This window comes from Enterococcus sp. AZ009 (assembly GCF_050548785.1).
Lineage (GTDB): Bacteria > Bacillota > Bacilli > Lactobacillales > Enterococcaceae > Enterococcus_D > Enterococcus_D entomosocium.
On record NZ_CP172960.1, the window covers coordinates 566,956 to 585,114 of the forward strand.

17 protein-coding genes are annotated in these 18,159 nt (G+C 40.0%); 12 read left to right on the top strand and 5 right to left on the bottom strand.

Annotation, left to right across the window (positions count from 1 at the left end):
• Positions 1–113 precede the first annotated feature (113 nt).
• From IGJ74_RS02690 to IGJ74_RS02715, 6 genes are all read left to right on the top strand, one after another.
• Positions 114–4,691, top strand: coding sequence for a hypothetical protein (locus IGJ74_RS02690; protein ID WP_430608681.1), 4,578 nt, complete (start codon positions 114–116; stop codon positions 4,689–4,691).
• Between the two features lie 40 nt (positions 4,692–4,731).
• The gene (locus IGJ74_RS02695) at positions 4,732–5,250 is read left to right on the top strand and encodes a hypothetical protein (RefSeq protein ID WP_087664491.1); all 519 of its coding nucleotides are present in this window, start codon (positions 4,732–4,734) and stop codon (positions 5,248–5,250) included.
• 25 nt (positions 5,251–5,275) lie between these two features.
• Entirely contained in the window at positions 5,276–5,839 is a 564-nt protein-coding gene (locus IGJ74_RS02700) for a hypothetical protein (RefSeq protein ID WP_008377887.1), read from the top strand.
• A gap of 34 nt (positions 5,840–5,873) precedes the next feature.
• Positions 5,874–6,203, top strand: a complete 330-nt coding sequence (locus IGJ74_RS02705; RefSeq protein WP_086332999.1) for an LPXTG cell wall anchor domain-containing protein — start codon at positions 5,874–5,876, stop codon at positions 6,201–6,203.
• Between the two features lie 173 nt (positions 6,204–6,376).
• On the top strand, positions 6,377–6,772 hold the full coding sequence (locus IGJ74_RS02710; protein ID WP_061053740.1) for a hypothetical protein: 396 nt from the start codon (positions 6,377–6,379) through the stop codon (positions 6,770–6,772).
• Positions 6,773–6,897: 125 nt separating this feature from the next.
• The gene (locus IGJ74_RS02715; RefSeq protein ID WP_016611346.1) at positions 6,898–7,245 is read left to right on the top strand and encodes a DUF7006 family protein; all 348 of its coding nucleotides are present in this window, start codon (positions 6,898–6,900) and stop codon (positions 7,243–7,245) included.
• A gap of 373 nt (positions 7,246–7,618) precedes the next feature.
• Here the strand turns inward: IGJ74_RS02715 and IGJ74_RS02720 are convergent, their stop codons facing one another.
• Positions 7,619–8,362 (bottom strand): EAL domain-containing protein, encoded by a 744-nt coding sequence (locus tag IGJ74_RS02720; RefSeq protein ID WP_061053741.1) that lies wholly within the window; start codon positions 8,360–8,362, stop codon positions 7,619–7,621.
• Between the two features lie 136 nt (positions 8,363–8,498).
• Here IGJ74_RS02720 and IGJ74_RS02725 point away from each other — a divergent pair, with 136 nt between their 5' ends.
• The 3 genes from IGJ74_RS02725 (at position 8,499) to IGJ74_RS02735 (ending at position 11,002) form a co-directional block, all read left to right on the top strand.
• Complete coding sequence (locus IGJ74_RS02725; RefSeq protein ID WP_225869344.1) at positions 8,499–9,623, top strand: GGDEF domain-containing protein; 1,125 nt, start codon at positions 8,499–8,501, stop codon at positions 9,621–9,623.
• Between the two features lie 460 nt (positions 9,624–10,083).
• On the top strand, positions 10,084–10,401 hold the full coding sequence (locus tag IGJ74_RS02730; protein WP_008377898.1) for a hypothetical protein: 318 nt from the start codon (positions 10,084–10,086) through the stop codon (positions 10,399–10,401).
• A gap of 58 nt (positions 10,402–10,459) precedes the next feature.
• The gene (locus IGJ74_RS02735; RefSeq protein ID WP_005231440.1) at positions 10,460–11,002 is read left to right on the top strand and encodes a DUF3267 domain-containing protein; all 543 of its coding nucleotides are present in this window, start codon (positions 10,460–10,462) and stop codon (positions 11,000–11,002) included.
• A gap of 194 nt (positions 11,003–11,196) precedes the next feature.
• Here the strand turns inward: IGJ74_RS02735 and IGJ74_RS02740 are convergent, their stop codons facing one another.
• Positions 11,197–11,616, bottom strand: a complete 420-nt coding sequence (locus IGJ74_RS02740; protein WP_005232083.1) for a DUF2000 domain-containing protein — start codon at positions 11,614–11,616, stop codon at positions 11,197–11,199.
• Positions 11,609–12,325, bottom strand: a complete 717-nt coding sequence (locus IGJ74_RS02745; protein WP_255324141.1) for an AraC family transcriptional regulator — start codon at positions 12,323–12,325, stop codon at positions 11,609–11,611. Before IGJ74_RS02745 ends, IGJ74_RS02740 begins: the two co-directional genes overlap by 8 nt.
• A gap of 483 nt (positions 12,326–12,808) precedes the next feature.
• On the opposite strand from IGJ74_RS02745, the gene IGJ74_RS02750 reads away from it, so the two are divergent.
• The gene (locus IGJ74_RS02750; RefSeq protein WP_080646931.1) at positions 12,809–12,925 is read left to right on the top strand and encodes a putative holin-like toxin; all 117 of its coding nucleotides are present in this window, start codon (positions 12,809–12,811) and stop codon (positions 12,923–12,925) included.
• A 505-nt stretch (positions 12,926–13,430) separates the two neighbouring features.
• Here IGJ74_RS02750 and IGJ74_RS02755 read toward each other — a convergent pair.
• A complete protein-coding gene (locus IGJ74_RS02755) occupies positions 13,431–14,855 on the bottom strand; it encodes a glycoside hydrolase family 1 protein (RefSeq protein WP_016619910.1) in 1,425 nt (474 codons plus the stop codon).
• A gap of 167 nt (positions 14,856–15,022) precedes the next feature.
• On the opposite strand from IGJ74_RS02755, the gene IGJ74_RS02760 reads away from it, so the two are divergent.
• The gene (locus IGJ74_RS02760) at positions 15,023–15,736 is read left to right on the top strand and encodes a GntR family transcriptional regulator (RefSeq protein WP_008377910.1); all 714 of its coding nucleotides are present in this window, start codon (positions 15,023–15,025) and stop codon (positions 15,734–15,736) included.
• A gap of 145 nt (positions 15,737–15,881) precedes the next feature.
• On the top strand, positions 15,882–17,210 hold the full coding sequence (locus IGJ74_RS02765; RefSeq protein WP_005227522.1) for a PTS sugar transporter subunit IIC: 1,329 nt from the start codon (positions 15,882–15,884) through the stop codon (positions 17,208–17,210).
• A gap of 190 nt (positions 17,211–17,400) precedes the next feature.
• Here the strand turns inward: IGJ74_RS02765 and IGJ74_RS02770 are convergent, their stop codons facing one another.
• On the bottom strand, positions 17,401–18,153 hold the full coding sequence (locus tag IGJ74_RS02770) for a MurR/RpiR family transcriptional regulator (protein WP_005232077.1): 753 nt from the start codon (positions 18,151–18,153) through the stop codon (positions 17,401–17,403).
• Between the last annotated feature and the right edge of the window lie 6 nt (positions 18,154–18,159).

An 18,159-nucleotide genomic window follows, 5' to 3' on the forward strand; every position in this document is an offset into this window, starting at 1 on the left:
TTTTGTCGTTCCCCCAAAAACGAAGAATATTGAGACAACTTTGTGCGAAAAGGAGGAGGCTGTTTCTTAGCTTCAACCTTCTTGATGCACCAAAGACTTGAAGAAAGGAGGATATGATGAAACTACTTACATTGTTTTCTGCAGTATTCCTACTAAGCAGCACGGCGGTCAACACGACGCTGGCGTTCCAGCAAGTTGCTTATGCAGAAACAGAGTCACTTTCTGAAGAGACGCAACACTCCTCAACTGAGGAAACCACTAATTCTGCTGATCGATCGGAAGACCAAGAAACAACCGAAGAAAGCAGTGAAGAACAATCTTCTTCGGAAGCCACGGATGATTCCACGACAGCTAGCCAAGAAGAAGCAGAGGAAAATGAAGCACTGCCCGAAGCAGAAACGCCAGATAGCTCAGAAGATGAAGCGGAAACAGAAGCTGAGAATGAGCAAGTCGAAAGGTTTGATGCTGAAGCTTCAGCGGTCGCATTGACTGTAGCAAGTGAGGCGCAATTGCGGGCAATTTTACTTGGGGAATCCTTCACCGATGAAGATGGCACGGAGTATCATTACGAAGAAATCGCCAATGATCAATCCTTGGTGCTTACTTTTGCCAACAACTTGGCATTAACTGAGCCAATCAGTGGTATCCAACGGGCAGACGTTACTTTTCGTAGTCAAGATACACCTGTGATCGTTTCGCAGACGGCGGCAGAGAACCTGATGCAGTTTGCGGCACCTGTTCAACTGACTTGGCAAGGGGTGCAACAACAAGGCATTCAGTCGGCGCAAGGGCTGGCTCAAACAACTGGGGCTTCAACGATTACCTTTGAAGATACCCAACTGGAGCTGACCACTAACGCAGGACGCGTGGTGAATAACAACCAAGCACATCTTCATTTCAAAGGAACCAATGTGGTGACGACAGCGACGTCTTCCATTCCAACGTTATTCACGGCTGAAGGACTCTTGGTCGAAGGCCAATTGACGATCAATCATCGCTCATCAAATGCCACACCAATCTTTGAAATGAATCAAGTAGCAGTCGCTAGCCAAGCTGAAATTTCTGTCACCCGAAGTACCAACAGCAATACTGGCACTGTCTTTCACATGACAGGTACCGCAGCAAGCCTTGATTTTGGTCAAGGAAGTATGACCACGATTCGCCAATCTGGCGCAATGGTTTCCCTACCAAATGCCAATCAAGATAGTCGGTTGACGCTAGCAACCGGGGCAACACTAGATGTTGGCACGGGACAGGGGCTTTCTGGTAATTCCACCAGCACGCTAGGCGAAGTAAGGTTACAAGCAGGGAGTCAGTTAAAATTATCTGAGTACGGGACGGTCAGCGGGACGCCCGCCATCAATGTCGGACACCGCTTCATCGTTGAAAATAGTACCGCGGACCAACCTACCATTATTGAAGGAACGCGGACGGGCACAACGACCGGAGCTTTTATCCAGCTCCAAAGTGCAAATTCCTCCATCGATTTTGGGGAGAATACACAAACGCGAATATCGCAGCATGGACCGATGTTTACGGGTGTGGCTAGTACCACGATAGTGATTCAAGACCACGTGAAAATGAACAATCAGCATAGCAACGGGTTTAATGGCAACGTAGCAGTCAACAGTATTGCGATTGGTGATCAGGTGGATATAACCATAAGTGAACCTAGTAATGCCACTGTTGGTCAAGCGTATCGAACCTTTTTCGCAACGTCTTCGGTTCAAATCGGAAGTCATACAACAATTGACGTGCCGAGAACGCGAACGACCTCTTCAGCAAGTACATCGAATGTCGTCATCGGCTTAGCATCAAGCAACGGGAAAATCACCATTGGTGACTATTCTGAAATAGCCGTGAACCAGCGAGGGGCGTTTGTCAACGCAAGTTTGTCCCATGTCACTTTAGGGAAATACTCAAAACTAACGGGCGTATTAGGGAATGGCTTTACCGCTGGAACGATGGTCGATCAATTTGAGCTGCTTGAAGGGGCTGAAATCAATGTTGCTGAGCATTCAACGAGCACAGCAGCCAATTCTTTTTCCGTGCAACGACGTTTCTTCCTAGGAGAAAAAGCAGCGATCAATTATTCTCGCACATCATCAGCAGCCAATCCTTTCATTGCACTGGGTTCAACGTCGACGGCTTCACAATTTTTGTCAGAAGCAAATGCAACCATCACCCTCAATCAAGTAGGACCATTGGTGACTGGTCGCAGCACAACAGATATCTATATTGGTGAAGCAAATACGATCAGCCTACAAACCGCACAAGGCTTTACCGGTGGTACCTCATCTGCTGCTTCTTCAACCATTCGCCGGTTGCATGTGGGCGATCACTCTGAAATCACCGTTTCTGGACGAAGCAATGCAAATGTTGATTTTTTCCGGTTTAGAGAAGAAATCAAACTAGGTCGTGAAGCGGAAGTAACGGTCAATCATACAACGCGACAAGCTGCACGAGCCGTTTTTCGTTTAACCTTGGCGAATTCGAAATTTACGATGGAAGAAGGAAGTAAAGTCGAAGTTGATACTGGTGGACGATTTCTACAGGGAGTCGGAACAACAGATCTGTTATTCGGCGAAAATTCCTATACGAGAATAAACGCTGCTAGAGGAATGACAGGAAACACCACTGTTCGTTCAGTTACGCTTGCGCAACATGCTGAAGTGCATTTGACAGAGCCAACAACGACGGCGATTCAAAATTCAGCAACAAGTCAAAATTATTCCAGAATCCGAGTATCACAAAGAGTGGAGTTGCAAGACAATGCTACCATGACGTCAAGAAGAGATCGAACGACTTCAGATTCCCGATTTATTTGGTTGACTGCTAGTAATTCATTTGTTCGGATTGGTAAAGGGGCTACCCTCGACGTGGATCAATCTGGAGGAATCTTTAGAGTAACGACTTCCTCTAATTTCATTCTCAATGATGAGGCAACATTTAAAGGTGTTGCGAGAGGTTTAAATACTCAGGCGGGAGGCAATGCCTCAAGCAATCATTCGAATTCATTTGCGAATATCACAGTAGGGGCCAGAGCTAATTTTTCCATGACCGATAATCGGACAGGCATGGGAACATCGGCGGAATTTATCAATCGCCCGTTAGTCAATGTGCGGAATTCATTTTCGGCAGGAGAAGATTCTACGGTTGTATTGGAAACCATAAGAAATAAATCTGAAGTTCTTTATTTCAGACTTGCCAATGCACGATTGAATATAAACAATGTGAATTTGTTTGAAATTAGTCATCCTACGACAAGAACTGGTCAAGCCAATGCGCAATTGCAGCGTTTGATACGATCTGCACAAAATACGGTTGCGAACGGTTTGAGAATCAATGTTGCGAGTCAAAAACTAGCAGTTTGGGAAAATGCTTCTTTAGATGAACCAACAGAAGAATTTATCAATATTTCCGGAACGATGCGAATCAATCGAAATGGGGGGAATACATTCCCTTATGGCGGCACAGGAAATGGCGAAGCGCGTTCCAGATTACTGAGTGGCGAGCAATTAGAGGGTTCTTTGGAAAGTCTGGAAAAACAAACGGATATTTACCAAGTGATTGCTAAGAATAACTTCAATAAGATTCGTTTTTCAGAACCAGAAGGCCTCATTGCCAGAATTGATGCATTGAGTGATCAGTCGACTGAAATCACTGGTTCCATGTACGAGGATACCGATGTCACCTTGATCTCTTATACAAATACCGATGGAGAAATCGTCGAATTGGACAAAAACTCTGAACGAATCGAATGGGGCGACTATCGGGATGAAAATCAGCTGTATCGCTATTTCCGCATTCCCTTAAGAGAAAATGAGCGATTGGAAACAGAGACAGAAGTGTCGATTTTCTTATCGAAACCTTCGATTGAGACCTATGTCGATGTGACCGCTCGTCAAACCGTGATTAAAGGTGTGAATTTTGAAGCATACAATATCACCCTAGATCGCTATAAAATTAATGAATTAAGCACGCAAGAAGAATTAGATGCTTTGATCCTTCAAGAAAGTCGCGCGCAAGCCGTAAATGTGTTGACGGAAGCGGATATGACGGATGACTTTCGCATCGTAGAAACGGATCTTACACGAGAAGTGGACGAAGACGGCAGTTACTTCGCTGTTCTTGAGGTGGGGAATAAAGCCTACCAGATGACCATCGGTATCGATGTGACATCGAAACTGGAGCATATGCGAGTGACGATCCCGACCAAAATGGTCTTTGAATCCTTGTACAATACGGCGGAATCGAATCGTAATTTTGAAAGCCAAGCGTATGAGATCCGCAATCAATCGCCACTTGCTGTGGATACCTATATCAATCAATTGGCGATCGATGATAGTGCCGGAATCGTCTTGTTAGAAGCGGGAGAAGATCCCCTCGATTACGCTGAAAGTGAAAGCGAAGAGGAAGACCCAACCCTTACTTATGACGATATCTCAACCCCGCTGTTGCGACTGAACCTAAAAACGGAAGAAACCCAGATTCAACTCTATGAAGCGATGGAAGAACAACACTTGGTTCGCTTAGAAGAAAGAAGCCGCGTGCCGATTTCCTTAACAGGGGATTTCTATGGGGACTATCCCCAGTGGGTCGTTGATTCAGAAGCCGATCAAGGCGGGTATTATGAAGACTTGCTTGTACCGAATTATCGCATCGTCTTACGCTTTGTTCCACGAGACTAAAAAAAAAAAGATCGTACCAAATGTGAAGGAGGTGAATCCATTGGAGCAAACGAATCAAACCGAAAACAAAAAACGACGGAAATGGCTCTGGTGGTTGTTGCTATTGGCCGTACTTGCCGGTGGACTCGGGTACTATTTCTATCAATCAAAAGAAGCGGTTCCGTTGATCAGTGCAGACCTTTTGCCTGAATCTGGCGATGCCACCGATCAGCGATTATCTGAACGGGCCCAGGAAATTGCAGATGCGAATTATTTCACCCTGCAAATCAATCCAGAAGCCATTTTTGAAGATGGTCAAAGCACGGGATCCATCGAAATCGTTAATCCAGGCACCAATGTGTACCCAATCGCCGTGGACATCTCTTTACTGGCGAGCGGGGAAGTCATCTATTCTTCCGGTGCGATCTATCCAAATCAATTTGTTGAAAATGTCGCCTTAGCGACACCATTGGCAAAAGGCGAGTATCCTGCCAAAGCCACCATCAATATTTACGACCCTGAAAGCAAAGAAAAACAAGGGGTCACTGAAGCTGAATTAACGATTATCGTTAAGAATTAAAAAAAGGAAAAGTGAGGAAATAAAAATGAAAAAATTTGTAGCAGCTATTCTAAGTACAGCAACGATCGCAGGAGTAATCGCAAGCGGCACCACCGCTTTTGCGACACAAACTATTGACGGACGTGAAGGCGATACGTCAGGAGATGTCCAAGTAAACGGGATCATCGGTGAATTCGATAATACAACACCTGGACCAAATCCCGATGATTTGAACCAATGGATCAATGTAACGATTCCAACGACTGCTTTGTTCTATACGACAGAAGCGTCAAGTCATACAGAGATCGTTTCGCCTACGTACACAGTGACAAATAACTCAGCAGTTGGTGTGATCGCTTCTGTTGCAGGTGTTGATACACCATTGAATATGTCTGAAGTAGACTTGTTAAACGTAAACGGGATTGAGTTGTTTGAAAACGGCACACCAACTGTAACAGAAACAGAATTGTTTACCCTTGAAGGCAACCAAGGAACGAATGAAGGGACGTTTGCGTTCACTGGTGAAGCAACTCCTGTCAATGCATCAGAAGAATCAAACCCAAGTTTCAAATTGGTCTTGAGTTTTGCGCCGGATGTAGAGGAAGACTAAAAACTGAAATCCCAGTAAAGAAGGGATCTATCGTATGAAAAAACGAAAAAGAATCATTTTTTTCATCGCTGCATTACTGGCTCTGACTGTCTGGGAGCTATCAGAAACCGTTGTCGCAGAGGCGACAACAGGGCAGGTCACTGTGACTGGTCGAATTGGTGAAACAGCGAAGGAAGAGGAAGAAGCAGACGATGACAATAAGAAAACGATCGTCGCAGATGCTTCTCAAATCGGACAAGGGAAATTACCGCAAACAGGTTCTTCAAACACCACTCGTTTGATCATCCTTGGGTATGCACTCTTAGTACTGTTTGTCATTGCAGCGACAAGAAAAAAGAAGCACGGTGAAAGCGTCGCTCCTTAACTATCGTCATCGCTAGAAGCGTAAAGGAGAAACTGTGAGGAAAACTTACAGTTTCTCTTTTTTAATGAAAGAGTAGAGCGGATAAAAAATGAATCAAAAAGGTAAGCAGTCCTTAGTGATACCACAAACGCTGTATAAGTGAGGTCAGTGATAGTTTTGAAAGGATACAGAAGATGAAGATCAGGAAAGAAGCGTTTGAAAGAACCATCATAAATAGTGAATATATTGGCTACTATTATCATCTGCTGACTGCAGATTCTAGCCCCTATCCCCAAGGGGAACAAATAGATAAGATGCGTTACTTATTAGAAAATAATCACATAGAAGAAATAAAAGCGAATGCTCGCTATTTGTTCATTTTTCGTACGTATAAAGTACCTAGTGTCCTACAAAAAGAGTATCAGTTGTTGGAAGAATGCGTCTCGTACATCTCAAATTTGAACACCCATTTGTTGATGCCTCAAGAAGCAATTGAGCAAAGTCTTTCAATCAAGGCAGAAGATGAGGCGAAGGATCAAAAAGAGCATTACAAGCAGCTGGTCAGAGGGTTGCTGGATATTCTTCATTGACTACTGGACCTTGGTGTTTTTTCAGTAGCTAGAAAAAGTAGTGAATAGATAACGAGAAAGAATAGGCTGAGACTTAGGAAGAAAATAAGGGGGCTTGTTCCCCTCAAAGAAAGGAGCAAAGAAGCTTGACTGTATTTACTTCAAAGATAGAATATCTTGATGGATTTCAAAAGAAATTTACGGATTCCAATCGTGAAAATGGTGCCTTAGCCTCTTATGTAGAAAAGCAATTAACGTTACTTGATCAATTGGTAGCAGGGATTTCTCCAGAAACATTTTGGGCGATCACCCCAGATATTCTGGGAATCGATGCCAAACTGGTTTTAGTCACAGAAATGATGCGATTTGACGATTTTTCCGATGACGAGATCATCCGAATCGTCGAAAAAGATTATCGCTTTTATCTGAAAGAATTGTGCGGTTACAATCTAGGAATGGAAACGAAGCATTCTCTGGTTTTCAACGTGAGATAAATCAAGGAGGGGAATAGCCGGAATCACTTCTAGCAAAACGATTTGGTAAGAAGTGATGAGTATTTTTAATGTTTCTGCAATTAGTAAAGGTGAGCGATTGAAATAGAAGGTTTGTATCGAAAAAAAGGGTGAATAGACAAAAAGCATTCAGGAATTGGTTTCTTGAATGCTTTTTGTCTATTCATCTATCTGAAAAAGGTCTTTGCTTTGGTTTCTACTCCCTCTCATGTAAAATCACCGTTAAAACGATGCCGAATCAGTAAAAATTCTGCAAATAAAATTATTTGTGTTATATTTGAAGGGCATCTGTTCATTTTTTTAATATTCGTTTATTTTTAATCGCGTATAGTGAGAAAAATAAACGACGCGATGGCTATTTTTTTCGCATTAATTGATTAGCTGGGGAAGGTTTGTCCAAATAAAACCCTTGTTGAAGAAAAATCTCTTCTTCAAGCAAGTACTCATGGATATCCGAGGTTTCGACCCCTTCGACAATAAATTGGATTTTACGATTGCTGGCGATATTTCGCCAGAAGTCGATCAAAAAGAAAATCTCCTTTTGGGACAGCACTCGCAACGAGATAGGCGAAAATTTGATCACATCGATTTTATCCAGCATCGGTGCAATATTTGTCAGTGAATGAATGCCTGTCCCTACATCATCCAATGCGACAGAAAAGCGCATCTTTTTTATTTGGTTGATTTTGTTCATAAGAAAAGACTTGGGATCACAGGCGATAGAAGGTTCCGTATCGTCTTCGGTGATCTCAATCAAAATACGATCATGGTAGGGTGCTAAGTCAGCTAACATCAGAAAGGTTTCTGGGTAGCTGAGTTGTTGCGGGTGGATATTAAGACTGATTTTTGTTTCTTCATTCGGGTGAAGTAAGCTGAAAATTTCATTTCGGTACCATTGCAGTAAGCGAGTGTGTAGCTTTTTGTATTTGATCACTTGCTGGAAGAAGGAAAGGGGAAACCTATTTCTTTCGGTACTTCTCAATAATAATTCGTAGCCAATCACTTTCTGACTATCTGCTTTCATTTGAAAGATAGGCTGGGCATCAAAATATAATTGAGGAAATATCGATAAGAGTTCTTGTTCTATTTTCTCAGACATTGGTTTCTGCTCCTTTCTGGGGTAGTTTTATTTTTGGTTTCATGAAGTGCAGGAAAGGAAGATCGAGTTCTTTACCTGCATTGTTAAAGAATCGAGCCTTTCAAAATCATGGGCGAAGGATTTTAAAGAAAAATCTATGAAAGAAAGAAGGAATAGTGTGTTTGTCCATCTGATTTATGCTGCGATCTATTCTGTTTTAGTTGTAAGCTTGCTCATTTCGTATGATCTGTTTATCAAGAACTTCAAAGAATTGAATTTACGCTTGTCATTTAAAATTCTTATCGGTGTCGTTCTGTTCATTTCGCAAGTCTACTTTATTATATCATTTTCTTTGAACAGTATCGGTTATGTTGCGTATGAATATACGATTCCAATCTTTATTTATTATTTTGGTATCCTCAAAGAAAAAATATATCTGATTGGGCTGGTCCCCGTCATCTTGCTAACTTTTTTTGCATTGATCAATAAATTCGAATGGGGAGCCATGCTCTTTATTATCGGATTAAATTACATCATTTTAATCATTACTTGCTTATTAAAGAAAAGATTTTACGGACAGACAAATCATACTGTCTTTTATCTATTTTCGATTGTGGTTACGGTTGTCTCGCCGATGGTCAATGCATTGCTTTTTCATCGCCGTGAAGTTGGTCTTTGGGATGCTGTCACTTTAGGGATTGGATCAGTGGCAATCGTTTCTTTATGGAAGTATTATCTGCAGAATCAAAAAAACTTTCTCGAAAAAATCAATACGAAGATCATTGAGCGCAATTATGATGAGTTGACGAAGGTAAAAAATTTCCGTAGTTTGAACGAAGATATTTCAAAATTGGTGATAAACGAGAAGGATCAGCTGGTCGTGGTGATGATGGATTTAGATCATTTTAAGCAGATCAATGATCACCATGGACATCAAATCGGCAATCAAGCCTTAACCTTCTTTTCGGATAAACTGACGACATTTCTCTATCAAAAAAGTCCTTCCCATTTAGTCGAAGTCTATCGGTATGGTGGCGAAGAATTTTTAGTCCTATTTAAAGAGAATACTTCCGTGTCAGTGAAAAAAATTATTGAAGAATTTCATTTGTTCTTAAGCAATGAACAGTTGAAACTAGAGGGAACACAACTGACCCTTTACTTTTCAGCAGGGATTTCAGAAGCAGGTCCTACGTTAGACATTTCAGAAATTTTTTATCAAGCGGATCAAGCATTGTACGAAGCCAAAAGGAAGGGCAGAAACCGCACGATTATATTTTCTTGAGACGTTTTCTTTTCTAAAGAAGGTTCAGCAGTCTTTTCTCAAGTGGATAGGTGTTGTAGGAAGCCAAAAGGAGAGACAAGGCCGTATGATTTTTTTAGACGAATGCTTTTCAGAAGAAGTTTTAATAAAGAGACAATGTTCGCAGGCTTCTTTTTCCAGCGTCGTGTCTTTTTCAAAGGGAAGAGAGGAAGCAATCTGGTAAGTATAACGGTTTACTAAACGGTTTGCCGATTATCTTGAGAGGTTAAGCGAGGATAGAAAGGCAAGGAGAGTGCTTTTTAAGAAGTGGAAAGAAACCACTTCTTTTTTTGCACCAAGCATTGGGTAGCCGCGCTTGGCAGCATCGACTTGGTTTTCTGGCGTGTTTACAGTCTTTAAAAGCAATGGTATATTTATTTGATAAGTAAATAAAATTATTTTGTGCCTGTGCGTAATGATTACTGACTAAGGAGACTTCCCTATGAAACCAATTCGGCGAACACTGTACCAAAGTGCTTTGTACGTAGCTATTCCTTTGATCGTGAGTCTACTGATTGGTTACCTAGCCAAATGCTCACTCCTGATTCCTGCATCCATTATTTATGGCGTTCTTTTGGTGTTTATGATCCCTTCCGACAGCTTTTTATCAAGCAGCGTGGATTACCAAACGAAAAGCATGAATCCAAGTTTTCGTCCTCCGCCATTAAAGAGAAGGATCGAAGGTGCGCCAGAAACGATCAATTTCCTCTTCGTTTTAACGGCACTGGTTTTGTGTTTGCTGCTCTTGTTGGTTGGGTAAAGGGAATTCATAGAAATCATGTACTAAGAAGAATGTCGAAAAGAAAAGGAGAACAGCGATGAAATTACTCAAACAAATCAATTTAATGGATGATCAAAAAACAATAAAGAGATTGAATCTCGCGGCGATCCCTAGTTTTATTTTTTTCTATGTGTTCTTTACACTCTTTGTCTTAGGTGGTCATGGGTCAAATGCTGAAACTTCGTTTATTTTCGATCTTTTGCTCTTAATGGTTGCTTATTTTATTCTCATCATTATTCATGAATTGATCCATGGTGCCTTCTTCAAGCTTTTTGACCCTAAAGGGAAGGTAAAGTTTGGGTTCAAAAATGGGGTAGCATATGCCACGAGTCCCCATTCCTTTTATTCAAAAGGGAAATTTGCCATCATTTTATTGGCGCCATTCCTTGGCATTTCTGTGGGTCTCTTTCTATTTTATTTATTTGGCTGGTTGACGGCATCTCTTTTCACCTTGATTGCTGCCGCACATGCCGCTTCTTGTGTGGGAGACTTTTACTTTCTTTTTCTGATTGTTAAAGCACCAGCGAACAGTTGTGTAGAAGATACTGAAGTGGGGTTGAATATTTATCAAGGAGAGTAGTTTATTTTTTCAATTGATCTTGGCAAAATCAAAGAGAAAGAAAATGTATGCTAGAAAATCTCTTACAAAAAAACAAACACCTCAAAAGTGTTTGTTTTTTTGTAGGACTGTTTATAAATAACGTATATAGCAAGAAGACTGTTCGGCCGACAAAAAGAAAATTTGTTTTAAACGACCGTTTTCTTACTAGCGCTTTACCGATACAACGGCAAACTACCAGCGACTTTATTGATACTCTTTTTCTTGCCTTTTAAACAAAGACCAAAATAAGCCAGTGTTTCTGTGGGAATTGTCTCAAGCGTCTGACGGTATTGCTCGTAAGAATTGGTGGTCTGAGCAACATCGGAAAAATCAATGATGGTTACTTCTGGATCTGCTTGCTGACTGATCGATTCACGAATGGTCTGCAACTGCTCCTTGTTCGTTTTTAAGATAGGAATGGGAAAGTTGACAATGCCAAGGTGTTTTCTGCCTGTCGAATCGTAAATATCTTCTCCGATTCCTTCGGGAAACAATTTGCCCAAGGTTGCGCCTAAAATTGCAGCAGTATTTGCAACTAAGCCAATCGGTAATTGTTCATCGATAATCATGACACATTTTTCTTGGTTATTCATACGTTCTCACTCCATCTTCTTGGTAAATTGTTTGGTAAGCTTTCGGGGTGACCCCAATCAAGCTTTTAAAGATACGGGTAAAATGACTTTGGTCACTAAAACCTGTCAGAAAAGCGACTTCTGCAATTGCTTCTTGTGCTTCCAGTCTTTTCTTGGCAGCACTGATGCGCACCGTACTTAAATATTGAAACGGCGACAGCCCATACGCTTTGGTAAATTGCCGAATCAAGACGTACTGATTCATTCCAAGAACGTCACTTAATTCACTCAAGGACAATTTTTCGGCATAATGTTGATCGATATAGGCTTTTGCCGCTGCGGCTTTATTTGAAACCGGATCTGTTTGTTCGTGGGTGAAATCCGCATACTGAACAAGCAGGTCGTGAAGGAGACAAGTAAAGCGTTCTTGCTTTTCAAACTCATCGCCGCGATCCGACAGCAACAGCTGGTGCACTGCATGAAATTCCTCTTTTTCTTTCACTTGGCGAATGACCGGTTCAGGAAAGTGCGGCGTCAATTGAGTGTTAAAAATTTTTTGTACTTGTACCGCCATGTTCTCCGGGGTTAAGTGGATATTGCGGTAAACCAGCTTTTCCTCCGTGAGTTGCTGGCAGCGGTGGGCAGCCTTTGGCGGAATCAAAATCAAGTCGCCTGCTTCAACGATATAGCAGGTATTTTGACAGGTGAATTGACGCGTCCCAGCTTCCATCAAGCCAATCACATAATATTCGTGCCAATGGTTAGGAAACCCTGCTGGATGCCGTTAAATAATAAAGCCTCTACACCAAGGGTGCTATCTTGAATGATTTTTCGTTCATTTCTCATCTGCATTCTCCTTTTTGTTACTATAACAAAAGTGGTTTTTGGTGAATAGAATGATATTGACTTTTGACTATTTTTCTTGATGGAGGCCCTTGATTGGGACTGAGAAAAGGGACTGGAGAATGTCGGGAAAGAGCGGATCAGCCTTGAAGAAAGAACAGCAGGTTATTTTGACGATTCTATGGAATGAATCAAAGCAAATAGACCATGCACCGTGAAAAAAATAACGATAAATCCTTGGCATTTGAAAGTTTTATTGATGGAAGTATGGTACCATTTGACTGCAGTAAAGTTTGTGACGGTGGCTATCTTTGAAAGGTGGTGGTGCTTATGAATGTAAGTACTAACTCTTCAGAAAGGAGAAGCCTTTTTGTCCACAGCGGAAGCAATCGGGCTAATGATCAGTTTTGGTACATTTACCGCCATGCTGATCTTTGGTATCCTAGCCGCAGTGAAAAATGACAAAAAAAATAACCGTCGACTTTAACAGGGAAACGGTTATCTTTTAAGTTAAAAAACCTGTCGCCGTCTTAAATGGCGCTGCAGAGGGGTTGTGGCAACAACTCCTCTTTACATAGTTAGTATAGCAAGAAGAGAGTGATTTTTCAACTTTAACAAGGATATTTTCAAACAAAATCGATAAGCGACATAGGCAAAACCTTATTCTCAATTGGAATAAGGTGTTCGATGTAGTCATTTTTGAAAAGTGTTCGAACATCTAAAAACGAATGCAATGTTTAAAGAAAAGGGAAGCATTATTATCGAAACTAGCGGCTAATAAGTTCCAGATAAATTCTGGTACATTTATTGCCGTGCTGCTCTTTCGTATCCTAGCCACAGTGAAAAATAACAAAAAAGTAACCGTCGACTTTAGCAAGGAAACGGTTATTTTTTTACTAATAAAACCCTGTCGCCTTCTTAAAAGGTGCTAGAGAGGAGTTGTGGCAACAGGTTTCTTCTATACAGATCACTATCGATCATATTCGTGAATGCTAATCTACCAATCGCTCGAGATCGTAGGAAAAACCGTTTTGCTTACTTAGTTCCTTGTAAAACAAGCCACTTTTCTTTATTGTACGTTTCTGTGTGGCTAAATCTAAAGAAACTAAGCCGTAGCGGTTTTTATATGCATTGATCCATGACCAACAATCAATGAATGTCCATAGATGATACCCTTTTATATTACAGCCATCTTGAATTGCTTTCCATAAATAGGCGAGATGATCTTGGATAAATTCAATGCGATAGTCATCAATCACCTGACCATTTTCATCCATGAACCGTTCTTCATTAGCAACACCCATACCGTTTTCTGAGATAAAGGATTCAATATTTCCATAGTTATTTTTGATGTCCATACATAAATCATAAATTCCTTTTTCATAGATTTCCCATCCACGATATTCATTCATTCGACGACCAGGCATAATATGCGGTTCAAAGAACCATTCTGGTAAGAATGGACTTTCTAAATTAACGGCAGAAGTTCTTGCTTTGACACGGCGTGGTTCATAGTAGTTTAGACCAAGTATCTGCGCGGTATTCTCTTCAATAATTTTTAGGTCTGTGTCATTGAAATCAACGGGTAATTGGTCATATTCCTCCAGCAAAGAGACTAGTTTTTCTGGAAATACTCCTTTGACCATGGGATCTAAGAAACTACGAGTATAAAAAAGATCCGCAATTTCTGCTGCTTTTTTATCTGCTGAATTTTGGCTTCTTGGGAAAGTCGGACTCAAATTGAGAATTACTCCGATTTTGCTAGATAGCTGGTATTTTTTAAAAGTTTGAATGGCTTTTGCATGGGCTAATATGGTAAAGAACGCTGCTTGAGCACCACGTTTAAAATCAATGAGATTTGGATAGTGAAAATCTTCTAAATAAGAGCCCAAGATTGGCCCCAAAGGTTCGTTAAAGGTGAACCAATGATAAACTAAGTCGCCAAACGCTAGAAAACAGGTATCAGCAAAATTTACATAAGCTTCAACAACTTCACGTGATTCCCATCCCCCTTTATCTTGTAATTTTGCTGGCATGTCAAAATGATAGAGATTCGCAAAAACTTTGATATTATTATTTTTCATTTCGGTAAAAAGATCTCGATAATAGGCTATCGCTTTCTCGTTCGCTTTACCAACCCCATCATTTGGAAACATTCGTGCCCATGAGATAGACACCCGAAATGAATTGTGCCCGGTTTGTTTCATCAATTGAATATCTTCGTGGTAACGATGGATATGGTCTGTCGTAATACTAGGTCCAATTCGTTTATAAAAACGATGAGGTTCTTCGTGAAACCACCGATCCCATACGGTCTCTGCTTTTCCTGTTTCTCCACGCCCTTCAGATTGTTCTGCTGACCAAGCGGATCCCCACCAAAAGTCAGCTGGAAATGTTAACTGAGTATGTATTGACATTATCGTTTCCTCCTGTTCGTTTTTAACAGTGTAACATTGCTTTTGATATAAATAAATACTTTTTATTAAAAATATATATCTTTTTGTGGTGGGTATGGTTTTAGCTGTAAAAAGACAATTTTTATGTTAAAGTATAAGTAATAGAGATGAGTATGAGGGAGTAAGTTATGAAGAAACAGCCAAAATATATGGAGGTTTATACGGAGGTAAAGAAAAAAATTGCCAATGGAACCTATCAAATCGGTGAAAAATTACCTACGGGCGATGAACTTGCGCATGAGTATCAAACAAGTAAGCTCACTGTGAAGAAAGGTATTGATATGCTAGTATCAGAGGGAGTTTTACGAACACGTAGTGGATTTGGAACGGAAGTTCTACGCAGACCAATTGATAATTCGAAAGTGTTTGGACCAAATGAAGGTCTTTTTGATTTAGTAGGGGAAGAACATGTGACTTCTGAAATCCATACGTTCTCAATTGAGTTGCCATCGAATGAAGTTGCAGAAATTTTAGAAATAAATCAAAAAGAGTATGTCTATAATATTATTAGAAGTCGTTTTATTGATGAACAGCCTTATTCTATTGAGCAAACGTTTATGCCACTTTCTGTTATACCGGGGTTAGAACCAAAGCATTTGAAACGTTCTGTATATGGCTACATTACAAATGAGCTTAGTCTAGAGATTAAATCTTCCCATATTTGGATCAAAGGGGATGTGGCAAATGATTTCGATGCGGAAATTCTTTCTGTAAAACCAGGCGAGTTTATGATAGAGGTAGACAAAGTGGTGTCATTGTCTTCTGGTATACCGTTTGAATATTCTCTTTCGAGACATTTATACAAAGATTTTATTTTTGAAGCAGTTTTTGTTGAGAAGTGAAGACTAACGAATTTCGTTGGTCTTTTTTTGACTTTCAAAAAAAGATATATAATTTTAAATAAAGATATTTACTTTTTAGAAGAGCTGGTGTATGATCATCCCATAAGCAATCGCTTACAACTAAAAAAGGAGACTGATTGGAATTATGAGTAAAAAAGATGCTATTTTTGAAAAGTTCGGAATAATAGCCACAAGGTTAGGGAACCAGATTCATCTTCGAACACTAAGGGATGCTTTCGCCACTTTTATGCCTTTTATGATGTTGGCGGGATTTGTTACATTGATCAACTATGTTATTTTAGAGCCAACAGGATTTATGGGAAATATTATTGATCCAGCAACATTAACGACGATTCAAGAGATCGGGACTTCCATCAGTAATGGAACGCTAAGTATAACGACACTATTAGTTGTTGCGGCAGTTTCTTATCATATGTGTGTTAGCAGAAATTATACAAATCATATTGCTGCTGTTCTAGTCGCTATTTCAACGTTTATTGTTCTCACCCCTATGATGACGATGTTTACACCAGAAGGAAGTCAAGAAGCGCTGGAAGTAGGTGGGGTTATTCCTGTCACTCATACTGGTGCGTCAGGAATGTTCGTTGGAATTTTTGTGGGCTTAGCTGCTACGGAACTCTTTATTAAGTTATCTAATAATAAAAAGTTACAAATTCAATTGTCAGGAAATATCCCTCCAGCTGTGTTGAAGTCTTTTAACGTCCTTATTCCAATCATGATTACCGTGACTACCTTCGCAATTGGTTCATTTGCTGTCAATCAATTATTCAATATGGATGTTAATTCGTTGATTACTACTCTAATCACTGGGCCTTTAAGTAGGGTAACGACAGGTTTACCAGGGTTTCTCTTAATTACCTCAATTGCAAATCTCTTTTTTGGGTTTGGAATTCATCAAGCAGTGATATCAGGTTCACTTCTCGATCCGTTCTTGATTCAAAATATGCAAGAGAATATGGCTGCTTATGCGAATAGGGAAGATATTCCACATATCATAAACATGGCATTTAAAGATACGTTTGCTGTTATGGGAGGGTCAGGAAATACTATTGCTTTGCTAATTGCTATTTTTATCTTTAGTCGTCGTAAAGATTACAAAGACTTTGCAAAATTATCCGTAACTCCAGCACTTTTTAATATCAGTGAACCAATCATTTTTGGTTTACCAATTGTTTTCAATATTAGTTTGATTATTCCATTTGTATTGGCGCCGATTTTTTCCCTAACAGTTGCATATTTTGCGACAGCTGTTGGTTTGATCAATCATGTAGTCGTGCAGATACCTTGGACCACTCCTCCCGTCATATCTGGATTTTTAGCAACTGGTGGCGATTGGCGAGCATCAGTCTTACAAATTGCGATCATTGCTGTGAGTGTTTTTATCTACTTACCATTTTTACGTATCGATGAGAAAGTTACCTCAACAATAGGAAATGAAGAGGCAAATGATTGAGAAGAGGAAACTTCACAAGATTTTTTGAAGTCGTCTCAAACCAAAGGGAAGTGAAACAAATAAACTGAACAAATTTGTATATCAAAAAGAGACCACATAGATGTATGTGAGTCTCTTTTTTTGTGGAAATATCGGTCGGTGAACTTGTGTTTAGACGGAAAGAATTACCTGAAGAATTTTTTTTACAAATCTATTGAGTTTCCATTCTATTTCTCACGGTTTTGGCTAACTTTTCAATAATATACATTGCCGGTATCTGGGTTGTAATATCAGCTTCATTAATTTTTTCTAGCGAAATATTATAGGTTATTGAAATATCAGCTAATTTAGAAAGTGTTGAATTAGAGCTGCTGGTAATTCCTATTACTGAGCTTTCTGATAGATTCAAATGATTTAAATATTGAATGATTTCTGTGGTCTCGCCGGAAACGGATAAAGCGACGATACACATTTTTTTTGCTAACTCAGTGGATAGGTAATTAATAGGATAATTACTAGGATCTTCAATGCGAATCGCCATGTTAAATAGTGACGAGAAATAAAGAGAACCATATTCAGCAACAACATTTGAGGAGCCTACGCCAATAAAAATAATCAGCTCTTTTTCCATCAATAAGTGAACTGCCTCATCAAATTTATCTTCAAAGAATTTGTCTTGTGTCCGTGCTAAAAAATTCAAGAGTTCACTCTCAAAATCAAGTGTTTTTACCTCTTTTTCTTCTTTAAGAGATTCGAGATACGCACTAAGGTAAATTTTAAATTCAGAAAAACCGGTACAGCGAAATTTTTTACAAAAGCGTAATACGCTGGCAGTACTCGTATGACTTTTCTCAGCTAATTCTCGAATACTCATGGAAGCAACTGCATTTACCTCTGAAATAATTGCTTTATATACCTCAATATCCGTTTCATTTAAGTCTGGTTGATAGTCAAGAAACAACATAGTAAT